General features: G+C 31.0%; 15 protein-coding genes, 5 tRNA genes, 1 rRNA gene and 1 other annotated feature. Of the genes, 1 reads left to right on the forward strand and 20 read right to left on the reverse strand.

The genetic code is table 11. The features are described 5' to 3' along the window. Positions 1-6 precede the first annotated feature (6 nt). Positions 7-882 carry a DNA-3-methyladenine glycosylase family protein gene (locus tag EDC18_RS06890; protein WP_132251612.1) on the reverse strand — a complete coding sequence of 292 codons (876 nt, stop codon included), beginning with the start codon at positions 880-882 and terminating at the stop codon, positions 7-9. Positions 883-1009: 127 nt separating this feature from the next. Here EDC18_RS06890 and EDC18_RS06895 point away from each other — a divergent pair, with 127 nt between their 5' ends. Continuing rightward, on the forward strand, positions 1010-1738 hold the full coding sequence (locus EDC18_RS06895) for a DUF6062 family protein (protein ID WP_132251613.1): 729 nt from the start codon (positions 1010-1012) through the stop codon (positions 1736-1738). A gap of 11 nt (positions 1739-1749) precedes the next feature. On the opposite strand, the gene EDC18_RS06900 is transcribed toward EDC18_RS06895, so the two are convergent. The 19 genes from EDC18_RS06900 to EDC18_RS06990 form a co-directional block, all read right to left on the reverse strand. Then, a complete protein-coding gene (locus tag EDC18_RS06900; RefSeq protein WP_132251615.1) occupies positions 1750-2586 on the reverse strand; it encodes a DUF2225 domain-containing protein in 837 nt (278 codons plus the stop codon). A 19-nt stretch (positions 2587-2605) separates the two neighbouring features. Next, positions 2606-4285, reverse strand: coding sequence for a glutamine--tRNA ligase/YqeY domain fusion protein (locus tag EDC18_RS06905; protein ID WP_132251617.1), 1680 nt, complete (start codon positions 4283-4285; stop codon positions 2606-2608). A gap of 240 nt (positions 4286-4525) precedes the next feature. Continuing rightward, on the reverse strand, positions 4526-5506 hold the full coding sequence (locus tag EDC18_RS06910; RefSeq protein WP_165878506.1) for a stalk domain-containing protein: 981 nt from the start codon (positions 5504-5506) through the stop codon (positions 4526-4528). A gap of 197 nt (positions 5507-5703) precedes the next feature. Next, the gene (locus EDC18_RS06915) at positions 5704-6636 is read right to left on the reverse strand and encodes a cell wall hydrolase (RefSeq protein ID WP_132251620.1); all 933 of its coding nucleotides are present in this window, start codon (positions 6634-6636) and stop codon (positions 5704-5706) included. Positions 6637-7024: 388 nt separating this feature from the next. Beyond that, a tRNA-Thr gene (locus EDC18_RS06920) sits at positions 7025-7097 on the reverse strand. Next, on the reverse strand, positions 7097-7750 hold the full coding sequence (gene sigH, locus EDC18_RS06925; protein ID WP_132251622.1) for an RNA polymerase sporulation sigma factor SigH: 654 nt from the start codon (positions 7748-7750) through the stop codon (positions 7097-7099). Before sigH ends, EDC18_RS06920 begins: the two co-directional genes overlap by 1 nt. A gap of 189 nt (positions 7751-7939) precedes the next feature. Continuing rightward, the gene (gene rlmB, locus EDC18_RS06930; RefSeq protein WP_132251624.1) at positions 7940-8716 is read right to left on the reverse strand and encodes a 23S rRNA (guanosine(2251)-2'-O)-methyltransferase RlmB; all 777 of its coding nucleotides are present in this window, start codon (positions 8714-8716) and stop codon (positions 7940-7942) included. 19 nt (positions 8717-8735) lie between these two features. Then, positions 8736-10313, reverse strand: coding sequence for a putative polysaccharide biosynthesis protein (locus EDC18_RS06935; RefSeq protein WP_132251626.1), 1578 nt, complete (start codon positions 10311-10313; stop codon positions 8736-8738). Further along, a complete protein-coding gene (locus EDC18_RS06940) occupies positions 10306-10746 on the reverse strand; it encodes a Mini-ribonuclease 3 (protein ID WP_132251628.1) in 441 nt (146 codons plus the stop codon). The genes EDC18_RS06935 and EDC18_RS06940 overlap by 8 nt, the downstream gene beginning before the upstream one ends. A 26-nt stretch (positions 10747-10772) precedes the next feature. Beyond that, positions 10773-12170 carry a cysteine--tRNA ligase gene (gene cysS, locus EDC18_RS06945; RefSeq protein ID WP_132251630.1) on the reverse strand — a complete coding sequence of 466 codons (1398 nt, stop codon included), beginning with the start codon at positions 12168-12170 and terminating at the stop codon, positions 10773-10775. A 29-nt stretch (positions 12171-12199) separates the two neighbouring features. Then, entirely contained in the window at positions 12200-12853 is a 654-nt protein-coding gene (gene cysE, locus EDC18_RS06950; RefSeq protein ID WP_132251632.1) for a serine O-acetyltransferase, read from the reverse strand. Positions 12854-12939: 86 nt separating this feature from the next. Then, positions 12940-13163, reverse strand: a binding site (T-box leader). 114 nt (positions 13164-13277) lie between these two features. After that, on the reverse strand, positions 13278-14435 hold the full coding sequence (locus EDC18_RS06955) for a GNAT family N-acetyltransferase (RefSeq protein WP_165878507.1): 1158 nt from the start codon (positions 14433-14435) through the stop codon (positions 13278-13280). Positions 14436-14451: 16 nt separating this feature from the next. After that, a complete protein-coding gene (locus EDC18_RS06960) occupies positions 14452-15357 on the reverse strand; it encodes a DUF2156 domain-containing protein (protein ID WP_132251635.1) in 906 nt (301 codons plus the stop codon). A 135-nt stretch (positions 15358-15492) separates the two neighbouring features. Beyond that, complete coding sequence (gene ispF / locus EDC18_RS06965) at positions 15493-15960, reverse strand: 2-C-methyl-D-erythritol 2,4-cyclodiphosphate synthase (protein WP_132251637.1); 468 nt, start codon at positions 15958-15960, stop codon at positions 15493-15495. A 174-nt stretch (positions 15961-16134) separates the two neighbouring features. Continuing rightward, positions 16135-16208, reverse strand: a tRNA-Met gene (locus tag EDC18_RS06970). 28 nt (positions 16209-16236) lie between these two features. Continuing rightward, positions 16237-16309 (reverse strand) — tRNA-Val (locus EDC18_RS06975). 4 nt (positions 16310-16313) lie between these two features. Further along, positions 16314-16387 (reverse strand) — tRNA-Asp (locus EDC18_RS06980). Positions 16388-16390: 3 nt separating this feature from the next. Then, positions 16391-16463, reverse strand: a tRNA-Trp gene (locus tag EDC18_RS06985). A gap of 197 nt (positions 16464-16660) precedes the next feature. Continuing rightward, a 23S ribosomal RNA gene (locus EDC18_RS06990) occupies positions 16661-16753 on the reverse strand; the annotation flags it as partial.

Consider the following 16753-nt stretch of genomic DNA (forward strand, 5'->3'; position numbering starts at 1 on the left):
TAATAATTACTTGCCTATTTTGTTCTCTCTACCATAATAAAACAAATATTGTTGAGCATACCCAGCCAGTTCTCCAAAATGAGTAGCAGCAAATTCTTGAATTTTATCTAATTTGGATTCTTCTTTTAGATACATATGTTCAACAATTCTTTTAATCCACACATCTGTGGGAAATACTTCTGTTCTTCCAAGTCCATATAATAAGACGCAGTCTGCTATTTTATTCCCAACCCCTTTGATTGAAATAAGTTTTTCTCTAGCTTCTGATGTAGATGCTTTCTTTAGTTCGTTAATATCGATTTCTCCACTTGCAACTTTTTGACTTGTATCTAAGATGTAGGGTGCTCTAAATCCTGTTTTGCAATTTCTTAAGGCTTCATCTGTGGTACCTGCTAATTGTTCAGGTGTAGGGAAGGAATAATAGTCGACCCCGTTATGTTCACCAATGATGGTGCCATATTCTTTTGATAGATTTTCAATGACTTGTTTTATATGAGTAATCTGTTTGTTTTGGGAAATTATAAAGGATATAAGGGTTTCCCAGGTGTCTTGTTTTAAGATACGTATACCTTCTTTAACATTTATGGATTCTATTAAGTTACTATCTTTCGTAAGTAAAGTTTCTTTTATTGAATTATAGTCCGTATGAATATCTAAATAATTAGACCATATTTTTTCGAAATCTTCCATGGATGTATTGTATAGAATCACTTGATTGTCCTTTTGTTCAACCCTTAAAACTCTATTATGGGCAATAATTAAGTAATCTAATTCTCCTATTTTATAAAACCTAAAGCATTGTCCACACTCTAAGATTTGCATTATATTAAAGCTTTTAACATCTTCAATGATTAGATTGTTGTTATCTTTCAATATTTTCATATTATCACCAATATTTCCTTTTTTTGAATATGTGAGTATGCTATACTACAGATATGTTATAAAGTACATTTAAGTAGAGAACTTGTCTTACTCTAAACACTATTATACTATAAAAGTAGGTGCTATTGTGAAAGAAAAAATTTACACTATTCCTGTTTTAGATGCTCTTAACGAAGCAACTGAATGTCCACTTTGTTGGCTTTATTCAAAGCTTGAAAGAGAAGCCATTGACTTTACTATGGGTCCTAGCTATATGGAAAATGATATTAGAGATGCAACGAATAAATCAGGTTTTTGCCAGCAACATGTTCAACAATTGTATAAAGAGAAAAACAGATTAGGTCTTGCTCTTATGCTTCATACCCATCAAATGAAAGTACAAAAAGATCTTAAAAGTATATTGGGTAAAAATCCAAAGATATCTTCTAAAGGACTATTTAAAAAGAAAGAAGGGGCTGCTTCTCCACTGAAAGAATATATTGATAGGGTTTCCAATGACTGTTATATTTGTAATAGAATAGAATATGTCATTGCTAGGTATATCGATACTTTCTTCTACCTATGGAAAAAAGACCCTGCCTTTAAAGACAAAGTAAAAGCTTCGAAAGGTTTATGTACACAACACTTTGGAACCCTTTATGAAGAAAGTGATAAGTATTTAAAATCCAATGATTTAGAAGAGTTTATTGGCATCCTGTCTGAGCTTTATTTTACAAATATTGAAAGGGTTCAAGGAGATTTAGACTGGTTTATTACTAAATTTGACTACAGGTTTGAAAAAGAGCCTTGGAAAGAATCCAAAGATGCTCTACCTAGAACAATTATTAAAACAAATAGTTATAAATTAGAACAATAAAATAGCAGAGATTAACTCTCCGCTATTTTTTCTTGCTCTTTTTTAATGATATTTTTAACTTCCCTTGCTCTATCCTTAATGCGTTCATTGGCTGCTCTAGAAGTGATAACTTTTGAGAGCCATCTTAGTGCTTCTTCGTCATTGCCTGTTCTTCTTGCTAATTCACCAATTAAATACGTTACAGTTATCTCATCCATACCACATATGGGAAAAGATTCTTTACCAAAAGCCTGAGAAAATCCTTCATATGCTTTTTTAGCAAACTCTAATTCTTGTTTTTTTAAGCTCTCAATAATTGGCAATTCTTTATTTCGAATTAGTGCTTCTTTACCTCTTAATAACCAAGTTATTTTTAAGCATGTATAGGCTTTTTCACTTAATTTTCCTTTTTTTACAACAGCATTAATTAAAGCCAATTTATATCTTTTTAAGGCTTCTTCATAATCATAGATATCATTGTCTTGAGCCAAACCCTTAAAATTAACGGAAATTTGTTCTCTAATCCATTTTCTTTGCAAATCAGTGATATTCGTAAAGAACCTATTCATGGCTGCATAACCACAACTAGGGCATACTACAGCGTCATACTTTATAGGATCAATATAATCATAAACAGGTCTTAAGTCTGTATCTGTAGACTTTAGTCTCGCCTTACCAGTCTTAACTGCTTTAGACTTAAACTGTTTGTCACAGACAGGACACATATAGCTTCTATCATAGACAATATCAGTTTCTTTCATTTTTAACTCTTCTAAATGTCTTTCTTCCTCTTCTTCCTGCTTATAAATCTGAATATTTCCCAATTGACTCAAACCCAGTTGTTCTAATTCTGAAAATAAATTTTTCAACCTTACCACACCTTTAATTTTAGTCTGGTCTATATGAGCTTTTCAAAGATACAATTCTATTGAATACGAGATGATCTTCTGTTGTATCCTTAGAATCAACACAGAAATAACCATGTCTTACAAATTGAAAACTATCTCCTGGTTTTGCATCTTTTACATATGGCTCTATATAGCACTCCTTCAATACCTCTAATGAATTTGGATTCACATTCCAATCCCCATTGTCTTTAATTAAAGGCTCTCCCTCTTTTAAAATGTGTTCATAAAGTCTAACTTCTGCTTTTACAGCATATGGCGCTGCTACCCAGTGAAGGGTTCCTTTTACTTTGCGACCAGTAAATCCTGACCCACTTTTTGTTTCTGGATCGTAAGAACATCGTAATTCAATGACTTCTCCATTTTCGTCTTTAATAACTTCTTCACATTTGATAAAATACGCGTTTTTTAAACGTACTTCATTCCCTGGAAACAATCTAAAGTATTTTTTAGGTGGATTTTCCATAAAATCTTCTTGTTCAATATATATCTCTCTACAGAAAGGAATCTTTCTTATGCCCATTTCTTCATTTTCTTGATTGTTTTCTGCGTCTAGGTACTCAACTTCATCTTCTGGATAGTTTGTTATAACCACTTTTAAAGGTTTTATGACACTCATAAGTCTTTCTTTTTTTAACTTTAGATCTTCTCGTATACAATATTCAAACATAGCATAGTCTGCTGAACTTTGACTTTTTGAAACACCAACAAGTTCCATAAATTTCTTAATGGACTCAGGCGTTACCCCTCTTCTTCTTAAAGCAGATAATGTGACTAATCTAGGGTCATCCCAGCCATCAACAATACCATCTTCAACAAGTTTTTTAAGATTTCTTTTTCCTGTAATAACATCTGTTAAGTAGAGTTTTGAAAACTCTATTTGCTTAGGTGGCGTATCAAATTCTAATTCTTTTAATACCCAATCGTATAAAGGTCTATGATCTTCAAATTCTAATGTACAAATAGAATGTGTAATCCCTTCAATAGCATCTCCTATTGGATGTGCATAATCATATAAAGGATAAATGCACCATTTGTCTCCCGTGTTATGATGGGTTACGTGAGCAATTCTATAAATAATAGGATCCCTCATATTGATATTGGGTGAACTCATATCTATCTTAGCTCTTAATACCATAGCGCCATCAGGAAATTCCCCATTTTTCATTTTTTCGAATAAAGCTAAACTTTCTTGGGTCGGTCTATCTCTATAAGGGCTATTTTTACCTGGCTGTGTTAATGTACCCCTAAGTTCTTTAATTTCTTCTGCTTTTAGTTCATCAATATAGGCCTTACCCTTTTTAATTAATTTAATAGCACATTCATACATTGTATCAAAATAATCTGATGTAAAGAATGTATGCCCTCCAAAGTCAGCACCTAACCATTTAACGTCTTCAATAATCGACTGAACGTACTCAGATTTTTCCTTCATTGGATTTGTATCATCAAACCTTAAATTAAATTTGCCATTGTATTTCTTAGCTGTCCCATAATTAAGTAGAATAGATTTAGCATGTCCTATATGCAAAAAACCATTGGGCTCAGGAGGAAATCTAGTATGGACTTTCGTATATGTTCCCTCATCTAAATCTTTATCGATAATTTGCTCGATAAAATTTTTAGAAATTGAATCATTTTTTTCAAGATTTTCTTCTGACATTAAGAAGCCTCCTTAAATGTATTGTTTTTATTTGAATTTAGTCTTAATACAATAGCACCTTTTTTCCGATCTAGGCGCAAATTTTTTTACTAAAAGAATTTTATAATACTTCCAAGGAAATACAAAAAATTACTTTTATATTATTACTAATAATACCATATTTTATTAAAAAGTCAAAGAAAAAAGCTGATCCCATATGAAATCAGCTTTTCTTTGCTTTTGTTTTTTTAAAGTTTCTTCCTATAAATAAAATGCGTGTCCAGCTATTGTTGTAATATATGGTCTATTCGCTGTAATCCAAAATGTTGTAGCTTTTGCTGGGTTTAAAAAGAATAAACTATTACCAATATTATTATGACCTTCTAATGCTTCTCTAGCGGCTCTTATGCTATCTGCATTTGGTGTATTGTATATGGTTCCATTAGATATAGGTGTGAATTGTACGCCATGATTTCTGTCAAATATGACACCATATATACTATTAGGGAACTCACTACTATTTTTTCTATTTATAATAACATTAGCAACAGCTAATTTCCCTGCATAGGGTTCCCCTGAAGCTTCCGCATGAACAATTCTTGCCAACCAAAACAGTTCATCTTCTGTGTAACTTGTGCTAGTACTTGTTACAGTTGCTGAAGTATTACCATTAATACTTACCTTATTATTATTGTTATCCCACTGAATATTTGTTATTCCAAATGCTTCTGCAAAAAATCTAATGGGTACAAAGGTTCTGTCTGTGTACAATTGAACTGGTGCATCTAATTTTACATTTCTTCCATTTATTCTAGCAATATCTGATCCTCTAGTGACTTCAATAGTATCGCTACCTCTAATAATCTGAGCTGTTGCTGAACCTTGTAACCATTTTATTTCATCAACCCCTAGGGCCTCAGAAATAAACCTAAGTGGAACAAATACTCTGTCATTTTCAATATAAGGTTGTCTATCAAAGTGAACCAACCTATTATTTACTTCTACAGTTATTTGGTTTATAGCATTTAACCTTACTAAATCTCCTGGTTGTAATTCCATTGGATTTCTGTAATTAATACTTTGTATACTGTTTAAATTCCTATTATGTTTTACAGATATAGTGAAATAAGTTTCACCTGGCATAACGGTATGCATATGATAAGAAGAAGCAAAAGCATTTATTGGTTGTACTATGATGAATGATAATACTAATGTTATTATAGTAAATACCATTTTCTTCATATTAACTACCCCCTTCACACTGAGAGTATACGGTATTTTGACCCTATATTCAATAACTAAAAAATGGTAAAAAAAGAAGTAGTAAGTCACATTCATTAAGTTGCAACTTTCTACTTCTTATTGTATTTATATAACTCAGCCTATGCCATTTACTTTGCGTAAGAGATACACACTTCGTTTAAAGCATTCATTTCATCTTATAAGTAAAATGCGTGACCTGATATCTGGGTATGATAAGTTCTATTTGTTGCAACCCAACTTCCTCTTGCGCTGGTAGGTACAAAGTATAAAGCATTACCAATATTATTATTACCCTCAAGGGCTTCTATTGCTGCCTTTATACTTTCTTCTCCTGGGTTGTTATAAATCATCCCATTATAAGCAGGTGTAAACTGCACACCATATTGTCTGTCAAAAATAACGTCTTTTATGTTATTTGGAAAAAGACTGCTTTTTTTACGATTAATAACCACATTAGCAACGGCTAATTTCCCTTGATATGGCTCACCCCTAGATTCTGCTTCAATGATTCTAGATAGCCAATAAAGATCTTCATCTGAATAACTTTTTGCTACTTTAATTGCTGGTTCTTCCTTAGGTTCTTCTTTAGCTTCTTCAATAACTTCTGCTGATCTTTGTAAGAGAAAACGTTCTTTAACAACCAGATTAGGTTTAGTGATAAGAACAGTTCTCGTCATATTGTCCCATTCAATTTCTTCTGCACCTAGAAGCTTTGAAAATGCTCTTATAGGTACATACATTGTTCCATTTATTATGCTAACACTTTGGTTAATAACTTCTGTTTCACCGTTTACTAATATTTCATTAGACTCATTAGCAATAATAATTACAGCATCTTTAGTTGTTATTGTTACACTTTGAGTCTCTTCTTCCCATAGTATATTTTTTGCTTCAAAAAGAATTGCTAATTCTCTAATTGGAACAAATACTTGTTGGTTTATCAATATGGAATCTCCTTGAAAACCAATATTAAAATCATTAAATTTTATATCTCCTTGAAAACTTTCAATTATATTAGTAAATCCTTTGTCTATACTAGCAGCACCAACTTGTAATGTCATTGTTACGACCATACAAAGCAAAGCTAATGCTTTTATAGTTTTCCTCATCTACTCACTCCTTGAAATTAATTGTTCATAAATTTTTAAAATGGAATTCATATATAATTATTTCTAGTTTTACCAAAAATTATACAACAAGATAATTATATATAAAAACAGAAGTGTAATCAAGATTTTAATTTTAATTTTCTCTTGTTTTAGTCGCAAAATTTTATGTTTTTATTTTTATTAAAAGTTATTTATCTAATATTAGTGTTATTTTTCTGTTTTTCGTCGTCATTTTTATTAAATTTCTTTTAAGGATTCTTTACATAATTGTAACATTTTATATCTGTCAATGATTTCTTTGTTAAATAAGTATAGTTTATTACTTGCACAAAATATAAAATAATAAACAAAAAAGACCTCTAGCAAAATCGCTAAAAGTCTATTTTAAAGCTCCCGACGGGACTTGAACCCGAGACCTCCGCCTTACCAAGGCGACGCTCTACCTACTGAGCTACGAGAGCTAATTATTGTTGTTTTCTTCTAATATTAATTCTACTTTTCTTTTAATTCTTTGTAGGGCATTATCAATGGATTTTATTGGTCTATCTAGCAATTCAGCTATTTTCGTATAATTCACACCATCTAGATATAATTTTAATACATCTTTTTCAAACCCTGATAATCTATTATCGAGTTCATATTCTATCATATTTAAGTTCTCTTTGTCAATTAGCATTTCTTCAGGATTAACAACTTTTTCTGATGGCATTCGATCTAGTAGAGAATTTTTCTCATAATCTTCCTCATACATAGGTTTATTTAGGGATATGTATGAATTTAAAGGGACATGTTTTTTTCTTGTTGATGCTTTGATAGCAGAAATAATCTGCCTTGTCACACATAATTCCGCAAATACTTTAAAAGACGCTTCTTTGTCATCCTTGAAATCCCTAATGGCTTTATAAAGTCCTATCATGCCTTCTTGAATAATATCATCACTATCTGCGCCTATTAAGAAATATGTTCTAGCTTTCTTTTTTACCAAATTTTTATATTTATTCATCAGGTATTCAAGGGCGTCATTATCCCCACTTTTTATATGTAAAATAATCTCTTCATCAGTATAATGCTTATAATCTTTTAAATAAGTATCATCTCGTAATGTGTTATCCATATGTATCACCTATTCATTTCTTCTCATTTTTAATCAAGGAATAACTTGGTGAAAAATGTGGTTCCTTGTATTGCCTTTACTTTATGTATATCAAGGATTTTCTTTATAAAGAAAACCCTTGAATATTGCATATCCTACTCCCATATATAGTATAAAGTATACTATATATATATACTTTTGTTAAGTATTTTAAAGGGTCATATTTCTTTGTCTTACAATTTCAAATGCCAAAACCCCTGCCGCAACAGATGCATTTAATGATTCTATTTCACCTTTCATTGGAATAGATGTTATAAAATCACATTTTTCTCTTATGTTTTTACTTACGCCTTCACCTTCACTACCTATAACCAATCCAATAGGGCCTTTTAAATCAACTTTATACATCACTTCTCCATCCATATCTGCACATGCAAACCAAAGACCTTTTTCCTTTAATTCTTCAATTGTTCGTGCTATATTGGTTACTTTTGCTACTGGTGTATAATTAATAGCACCTGCTGAAGTTTTAGCCACAGTTGCCGTTAATCCAACTGCTCTTCTTTTGGGTATAATGATACCATGGGCTCCAGCAATATTAGCAGTCCTAATTATGGCACCTAGATTATGAGGGTCCATAATATTTTCAAGTATAATAACGAATGGCTGCTCACCTTTTTCTTCAGCTTTTTTTAGTATGTCCTCTACCGACGCGTAATTGTAAGCAGCTACATAAGCCATAACACCTTGATGTTTTCCTGTTTTCGATAAACCATCAATTCTTTCTTTGTCCACAAAGTTAACAACTATTTGAGCCGTTCTTGCATCTTTTATTATTTTTTTTATTGAACCTTCTTGGCTTCCTTCTTGTATTAATATTCTATCAATACTTCTCTCTGATTTTAATGCTTCTAGTACTGCATTTCTTCCTTCTAAAACCAGTTCTAATTCTTCGCTTTTACTTTTATCCTCTTTGAATTCTTTCATATTTTCAATCCTCTTCTTTTCATAGCAATTTAAATTTTTTTAACCCGTTTATTATTAATTCATGTTTTGGTAGAGCTGCTACATCTTCTTCTTTTATGCTTTTTGTAATAAATAATAATAATATATAAATAATGCCACCTATACCAATAGATAATAGAGTGGTTATACTTGTTCCTAAAAATCCTAAAAATACATTAAATGTTATAAAGACTATAATTCCCATTATACCAGCAGATAATAGTATTTTTATAAAATGATTTAATAAAATAATCTTTTCTTTAATAATCTTTCTAAGATATATATAGTTTAACACAGTAAATACAAAATAAAAACCAATAGAACCAATTAATGCCCCTTGTCCTAATAAGGCCGTAGGAATTAAAACATAATTGATTATAATTTTAAATGCGCCACTAATTAGTAATGTCCATACAGGTACCATATAATGACCTAACCCTTGTAATATACTGGCTAGGGCTTGTCCTAGAATAAGAAAAAACAAACATATACTATATAATCGTAAATATTCATAGCCTAGATAATTTTGTTGGTATATTAATTGCATCACAGGTTTGGATAATATACCCAGTCCAACTGCACAAGGAAAGGCAAATAGTAAACTTAATCTTATGGACGTGGCTATAGATTCTATTAATTCTTTTTTAGAATGCTTTGCCTTTGCAACTGCTGGTACTGTACTTATCATTATTGCTACTGCCAGTGTCAATGGTACATTAATAATACTAAAAGATTTTCCTATTTGACCATTTATGATATTGGCTTCATCTGAGAATATTCCAACAACTCTTAGCCTATTAAATAATGTCACCGCATCTATTGTTGTCATTATAGAGTACCCTGATGCACCTATTGTTATAGGAATTGAAAACAGTATCAATTGTTTTGCTATTTTTTTCCAGTCATATTGAATGGTATTATAAAGGCCTTCTTCTTTTTTCTTTTCTTTTCTCCAAACATATACCAAATAAAGTGCAGAACAGATAAATCCTAATGAAGCCCCTAATGCAGCACCACCAATAGCAATATGTATATCAAAGCCATTTCTTATTAGTACATAGGTTAAGCCTACTCCAAAAACAACTTTAATAAACCCTTCTATAATTTGACTTACTGCTGTTGGTTTCATTATTTGTCTACCCTGAAAATAGCCTCTTATGGCACCTGCCAAACATACAAAAAAAGGTGATATCGCAAGACTATAAATAACAACAATATTATTAGATGGCCAACTGGCTAATTTGATTAACCAATGTGCACCTATAAATAAAATTAGAGTCAATCCAAGGCCAAAAACACATAAAAGCCTAATGGCTACTTTAAAATAGGCATATGCCTCTTGTTGATTATCTGTTGCCGTTTTTTCAGAAACAATTTTTGATATTGCTTGTGGCATACCAACAATTGCAATAGAAACAAGGACCATAAATACAGGATAGAAGTTCTGATAGTAACCCATTCCTTCGTCCCCAGTTAAATATATAAGAGGTATTCTAAAGAACATACTTAATATTCTAGTAATTAGCCCACCTAAAGATAATAGTAATGTTCCCTTAATAAATGTTTTTGAATTACTCATTACTGCTCCCCGCCTCTAACTTCTCTAATCCTATTCGTACAAGATCTATAACTCGTTCATATTGTCCATCTAAATATAAATAACCAATTAATGCTTCTAGTCCTGTAGCAATCCTATATTCTGTTACACTAGAACTTTTAGGATTACTACCTGACTTTGCATTTCGTCCTCTTTTATAAACTGCTTCTTCTTCTAATGTTAATTCCTCTATTAGATACTTCATTATTGTGGCTTGGGTTTTTGCTTTAACCAGATTACTACATCTTCTATGAAGATTATTCACAGGTGCATTACCATTTGTTACGATTTTTGTTTTAATGATTAAGTCATAAAATATATCTCCGATATAAGCTAATACCAAAGGAGAATAAGTTTTTAAATCATAATCTTTTAACTCTAATTGGGTTTTCATATATGCCATTAGTTCTTTCATTTAATCACCTGTTTTTTCATTTGCATTTATACTCTTTTCCATCTCATACCTTCTCTTGTATCTTCTATTGCAATGCCCATATTCATTAATTCATCACGAATTCTATCCGCTGTTGCAAAATCTTTATTTTTTCTAGCTTCTTGTCTTTGTAGAATCAAATCATCAATTTCTTCGTCTAATAACCCTTGTTGTTGATCAAAATTCAATCCTAATACATCACTAAGTTTTTTAATGGTTTCTAATATTGTCATTGCCAATTCTTTTGATGTTTTATCACTTACCGTTGAGTTTGCGAATTTAACCAATTCAAATATTGCAGCAATACCATCCGCTGTATTAAAATCATCATCCATTGCTTCTTCAAATTTATCTATATAGCTTTTTAGTTGATTTTGTTGTTCTTTTTCTACTTCTGTTATACTTTCAACTGTAGAATGATCTTTAATGTGGTTTAAATTAAATACAGCTGTTTTAATTCTTTCTAATCCATTTTCTGATGCTTCCATAAGCTCTCTACTAAAATTCAAAGGGTTTCTATAGTGTGCATTTAGCATAAAAAATCTAAGAACATTATAAGAGAACTCTTCAGATATTTCTCTTACTGTAAAGAAATTCCCTGTTGATTTGGACATTTTTTTGTTATCAATATTTAAAAACGCATTATGCATCCAATACTTTGCGAAGTTTTTACCGTTGGCAGCTTCACTTTGTGCAATTTCATTTTCATGATGGGGAAACACTAAGTCTTCTCCACCTGCATGGATATCAATTTGATCTCCTAAGTAATTTTTAGCCATTACTGAACATTCTATATGCCATCCTGGTCTTCCTTCACTCCAAGGTGCATCCCAAGCAGGTTCTCCCTCTTTTTTAGGTTTCCAAAGAACAAAATCCATAGGATGTTCTTTTTCTTCATTTACTGCAATTCGGGCCCCAGCTTCTAAATCTTCAATGTTCTTCTTAGACAATTTACCATAGTTATCAAATTTCTGAGTTCTAAAGTAAACTGTTCCTTTTTTTTCATAGGCAAAACCTTTTTCAATAAGCTCTCCTATCATTTTAACCATATCATCTATTTCTTCAGTAGCCTTTGGATGTGTAGTTGCTCTCTTAACATTTAATCCATCCGCATCTTTTAATGCTTCTTCAATGAATCTTTCTGCTATCTCTTTTGATGTCACTTTCTCTTCGTTGGCTTTTACAATAATTTTATCGTCTATATCTGTAAAATTTTGAACATAGTTCACTTCATATCCCTTATATTCTAAATACCTTCTAACGGTATCAAATACAATGTAAGGTCTTGCATTTCCTATATGAATGTAATTGTAAACTGTAGGCCCACAGACATACATTTTTACTTTACCTTCTTCTATTGGTATAAACTCTTCTTTTTTACGTGTTAGTGTATTATAAATTTTCATATTCATTCCTCCTATTAATCTTTATTTTTCTATTTCTTACTCTCTATAAGTTTGTTAATGGTGTCTTCTAGCAGTATAATTCTATCATTTAAGGCGTTCAATTCGTTTTCTACTGGATCAGGTAAACTAATTTGATCTAGCATGCTACTTGGCGAAACTCTTTTGTCATTTATTTTTACTATTCTTCCTGGGATTCCTACTACTGTACAATTAGGTGGCACTTCTTTTAAAACAACAGAACCTGCACCGATTCTTGAATTGTCTCCTACTTTAAAAGAACCTAATATTTTAGAACCTGCACTTATCATGACATTATTCCCAATAGTTGGATGTCTTTTACCTTTTTCTTTTCCAGTTCCCCCTAATGTTACACCTTGATAAATTGTAACATTATCTCCTATTTCACAGGTTTCTCCAATAACAACACCTATTCCATGGTCTATAAACAACCCTTTTCCTATTTGTGCCCCTGGATGAATATCAATGCCTGTTTTTTTAGCAGCTCTTGTAGATATCCACCTTGCAACTAAATATCGCTTATGTTTATAAAACCAATGTGCTATTCTATATCTATACATAGCACGAAAGCTTGGGTATAAAAATATTTCAAACTTTGATTTTAATGCAGGGTCACGTTCTTTTATAACTGCCATTTCATCTTTAATAAATCTAATAATCCCCATTTTTGAATCACTCCTTGATAATTTAGTGATTGATTGTTCTTAGAGTACTTTGTTATAAAACAAAAAAACTTCAGCTCTTTATATATTAAAGAGACGAAGTTTATCCGCGGTTCCACTCTTATTAGAAGCATTTACCCTTGCTTCTCACTTTTAACGCTTTAACGGTCGTTACCCGAACTAAGCTACTATTAATTCACCTAATCAGCTCAAGGATGCATTTCATATAACTTCCCTTTAAAACTGCTCTCAGCCAATGACAGTTTCTCTCTGAAAAGATTCATTATATTACTCTTCCTATCTTAGCCATTCATAAAAATCATTACTACTATAATATATCAACTGTTGTTAATCGTCAATACTTTACTGTAACTGACTTAAACATAATATATATTATTCTATTTCTTTGTTCTTGTTACATATGTCATTATACAATTTCATTTATATATATGTTATTGTTCATTTTTATATCCATAAATTTATGGTATATTTCGTGGTTATTTATTTTGATTTTACCTAAGTTCACTAAAGATTTAAAGTCTATATATCCAAATAACCATTCTAACAAAGTACTTATATCTAACTCCAAATCAGGAGTATCATTGGTTTTTATTATGGTGTTACATTCAAATTCATTTATCCATTTATATATATCATTATTTTCATTTATAATAAAGTCATTTACTTTTATATTAATATTAAAGTTTTCTTCTATATTAAAGAGTTTTAAAAACTTTTCTACATTTATAATTCTTCCCATTATGGTTGGCTTTAGAATTATTTTAGATTTATCACCATATGGTATAAAATAATGAATACCCTGATTATGAGTATTAATTTTAAGCTTATTAGACTTAGCTATTGATTTAATATAGCCTAAAATGCTCTTTAAAGCACTATAATCAGCATATAGAATTTCTCTAACGTCAAATAAGTCTTCTGTATTATAAAACATTAGATACCCTATATGTAAATCATTTTTATAAAAATTAATGATAGAACCACCTTCTGATATTAGTTCTTTTAATATATTATTAAAATCATTACAATCTCTTTTTATGCAGATACTGTGTGTTAGAGCTATTTGATTATTGTAGAATGCTTCCATTTTATGAATATTTTTTCCATCAACATTTTCTATTTTATAAATATCTTCATAGTCATTAAGTATATTTTTGTCTTCAATAAAAACTTCGTATCTATTATGAATAAAAGAGAATCCAAATCCATCGTAGATTTTTTCATCAACTGGCATTAACATAGTTAAACTATGACCTTTGTTATATAGTCTTTTTAATGTGTTTAACATCATCTTTCTCATATAGCCCTTGCCTTGTTGAGATGGTTGAGTGCCAACGCCTACTATATAGTCTATATTTTCTATAACGTGATTTACGATTATTTTATATGGATTAAGATGTATCATTGATATGATTTCTTCCATTTCTTTATAAACTAAAACTTCATTTGTTAAGGTTTTAGTATCAAAATAGTATTCCATAAAGGCATCAGAATCTTGGAATAACAATTTCCATAATGCTTTTACTTTACTGATATCTGTAGATTGTACTAAACCAAATGACAATGATTTCACCTACTTTTTATATCTGAAAAATATTGTATTTCTTTAATAATTTAATTGGTCTATAAGACATTTTTGCTTTTCTAATGCCTGGTATGCCAAGATCATCTTCTCTATTAACAGTTTCTATATTGGGATACGCTTTTTGTAAAAAGATTTGATTGATGGCAGCATATAATCCACGAATATTATAATTTGCTTTTTCACTATGAATAATCGCTTCTGTTTTATTGTTTGAATAACTACCAATAGTAAAAGCTTCTAACTTATTATCAATCCATATTCCTCCAGCTCTCATATCAAGGAAGTCTAAATTATTAATTACATTTTCAATGCCCTTTGATTCGGCTTTTAACTGATTACTTATTATTAACTCTTTTTCATCATTCCATCTTTCTAAACATTCCATAACTTCATCTAGATGGTCTGTGGTTATTGGTCTATATTCATAACGCCCTTCATAATCTCTCATAAAAGCATTTACATGGTTTCTTTTTTTATTGAATTTTTTACCGACAAGGGTTCTTAATTCTTCAGCACTGTATATATAGTCAAAGTTATCTCTATCTTTTGTTACTGTGAATTTGTCTTTATAATTTTCAATAATATGCTTTGCAAATTTTTCTTCAACAGCATACATTGGTAATTTCATTTTTAACTCTTCATTAAAATATTGCCATATAATCTCAAAAGCCTCACTATAATATTCTTCTTTTGCTAATGGCATCATTGAATAATACTGATCTAGATACTGATTTAAAAATATTACATAGTTATCTGTTTTATAAAAATGTGTTTTATAAAGATTATTCCAGAGATAAATGGTGTTAAAATTATACTCACAACTAACGTTCCCATTTAGTTTAAAATAATCTTCTAATTCTTTTTTATCTTCAACAGATAAGGGTTTAAATTCTAGTGTCATAATTGTTTCCTTTCTATATAAATTATTACATTCTTATAACGATACTATCTAAGTCTAATCCACAAATTTCTTTCAAGGATTTAAGTATTATATTTTCAACGAAGCTTTGTCTTTTACACCAGCAAGGGGTATCATCTAAGTTAACAGACAAATAGCTTGTGCTGAAATTCCTAACCCTTCCCCTGTGAAACCTAGTCCCTCTTCTGTAGTTGCTTTTATATTTATATCACTTTCTTCTATATTAAGTGCATTAGATATGTTTTTAACCATTAAAGGTATGTATGGGGCCATCTTAGGTTTTTGAGCTATAATAGTGGAATCAATATTGCCTATCTTATATCCTTTTTCTTCTACCTTAGTTCTAACTATTTCTAATAATTCGATACTAGAAATATCCTTATAAGTACTGTCATTATCCGGAAAAAGCTTTCCTATATCACCTAATGATGCGGCGCCTAAAATTGCATCCATTATAGCATGGGTCAATACATCAGCATCTGAATGTCCCAACAATCCTTTTTCATAAGGAATTGTCTCTCCACCTATAATTAGTCTGCGCCCATCAACTAATTTATGAACATCATAACCTATTCCTATTCTCATTCTATTCACCTCAGTTTCAAATATTGCATGTTGTAATATTATATCACACTTATATTTAAAATAGTATATAGTAGAAAATAATAATTCTTATCTAAGCTTTTATGATTTTTTAGTTATTTTTCCCATATAACGCATAAAAGCCTAGAGAATGATCTCTAAGCTTTTACTAAATAATAGCGGAGGACGGAGTCGAACCGCCGACACTACGGGTATGAACCGTATGCTCTAGCCAACTGAGCTACTCCGCCATATTTAATTGTAAGTTTTTCAACTTAATGGGCGCAACAGGGCTCGAACCTGTGACCCCCTGCTTGTAAGGCAGGTGCTCTCCCAGCTGAGCTATGCGCCCTAAACGACCCAGAAGGGACTCGAACCCTCGACCTCCGGCGTGACAGGCCGGCGTTCTAACCAACTGAACCACTGGGCCAAACAGGGGCAGCAGGACTTGAACCCACGACATTCGGTTTTGGAGACCGACGTTCTACCAACTGAACTATGCCCCTATATTGGTAATTTACATTATATATAATTCACACTGGGATGTCAATTATATTTGTACTTTGAAAACTACATACTGAGAAGAAGTTTTGTAACGGTTCATTCTAATGTTTTTGACAGTTGTAAAGTCTTTTTAAGACAGATACGCATCTGCCATACTTACGGTTTAGTTGCTTTAATCAAAGATTAAAGCAATCATAATTAGATTAAGACCTCGACCTATTAGTATTGGTCAGCTAAATGTGTTACCACACTTACACCTCCAACCTATCTACCTTGTAGTCTTCAAGGGGTC

The organism is Natranaerovirga pectinivora (assembly GCF_004342165.1).
In the GTDB taxonomy this organism is placed as follows: Bacteria; Bacillota; Clostridia; order Lachnospirales; family DSM-24629; genus Natranaerovirga; species Natranaerovirga pectinivora.

What these genes read in the sequence shown, in the direction of transcription:
- EDC18_RS06915 (WP_132251620.1), bottom strand. Translation starts at nt 6,636, where the DNA reads ATGAGGAAAACTATAAAAGCATTAGCTTTGCTTTGTATGGTCGTAACA.
- cysS (WP_132251630.1), bottom strand. Translation starts at nt 12,170, where the DNA reads ATGAAAATTTATAATACACTAACACGTAAAAAAGAAGAGTTTATACCA.
- EDC18_RS06890 (WP_132251612.1), bottom strand. Translation starts at nt 882, where the DNA reads ATGAAAATATTGAAAGATAACAACAATCTAATCATTGAAGATGTTAAA.
- EDC18_RS06910 (WP_165878506.1), bottom strand. Translation starts at nt 5,506, where the DNA reads ATGAAGAAAATGGTATTTACTATAATAACATTAGTATTATCATTCATC.
- EDC18_RS06960 (WP_132251635.1), bottom strand. Translation starts at nt 15,357, where the DNA reads ATGACACTAGAATTTAAACCCTTATCTGTTGAAGATAAAAAAGAATTA.
- sigH (WP_132251622.1), bottom strand. Translation starts at nt 7,750, where the DNA reads ATGGATAACACATTACGAGATGATACTTATTTAAAAGATTATAAGCAT.
- EDC18_RS06940 (WP_132251628.1), bottom strand. Translation starts at nt 10,746, where the DNA reads ATGAAAGAACTAATGGCATATATGAAAACCCAATTAGAGTTAAAAGAT.
- ispF (WP_132251637.1), bottom strand. Translation starts at nt 15,960, where the DNA reads ATGAGAATAGGAATAGGTTATGATGTTCATAAATTAGTTGATGGGCGC.
- EDC18_RS06935 (WP_132251626.1), bottom strand. Translation starts at nt 10,313, where the DNA reads ATGAGTAATTCAAAAACATTTATTAAGGGAACATTACTATTATCTTTA.
- rlmB (WP_132251624.1), bottom strand. Translation starts at nt 8,716, where the DNA reads ATGAAAGAATTCAAAGAGGATAAAAGTAAAAGCGAAGAATTAGAACTG.
- cysE (WP_132251632.1), bottom strand. Translation starts at nt 12,853, where the DNA reads ATGGGGATTATTAGATTTATTAAAGATGAAATGGCAGTTATAAAAGAA.
- EDC18_RS06905 (WP_132251617.1), bottom strand. Translation starts at nt 4,285, where the DNA reads ATGTCAGAAGAAAATCTTGAAAAAAATGATTCAATTTCTAAAAATTTT.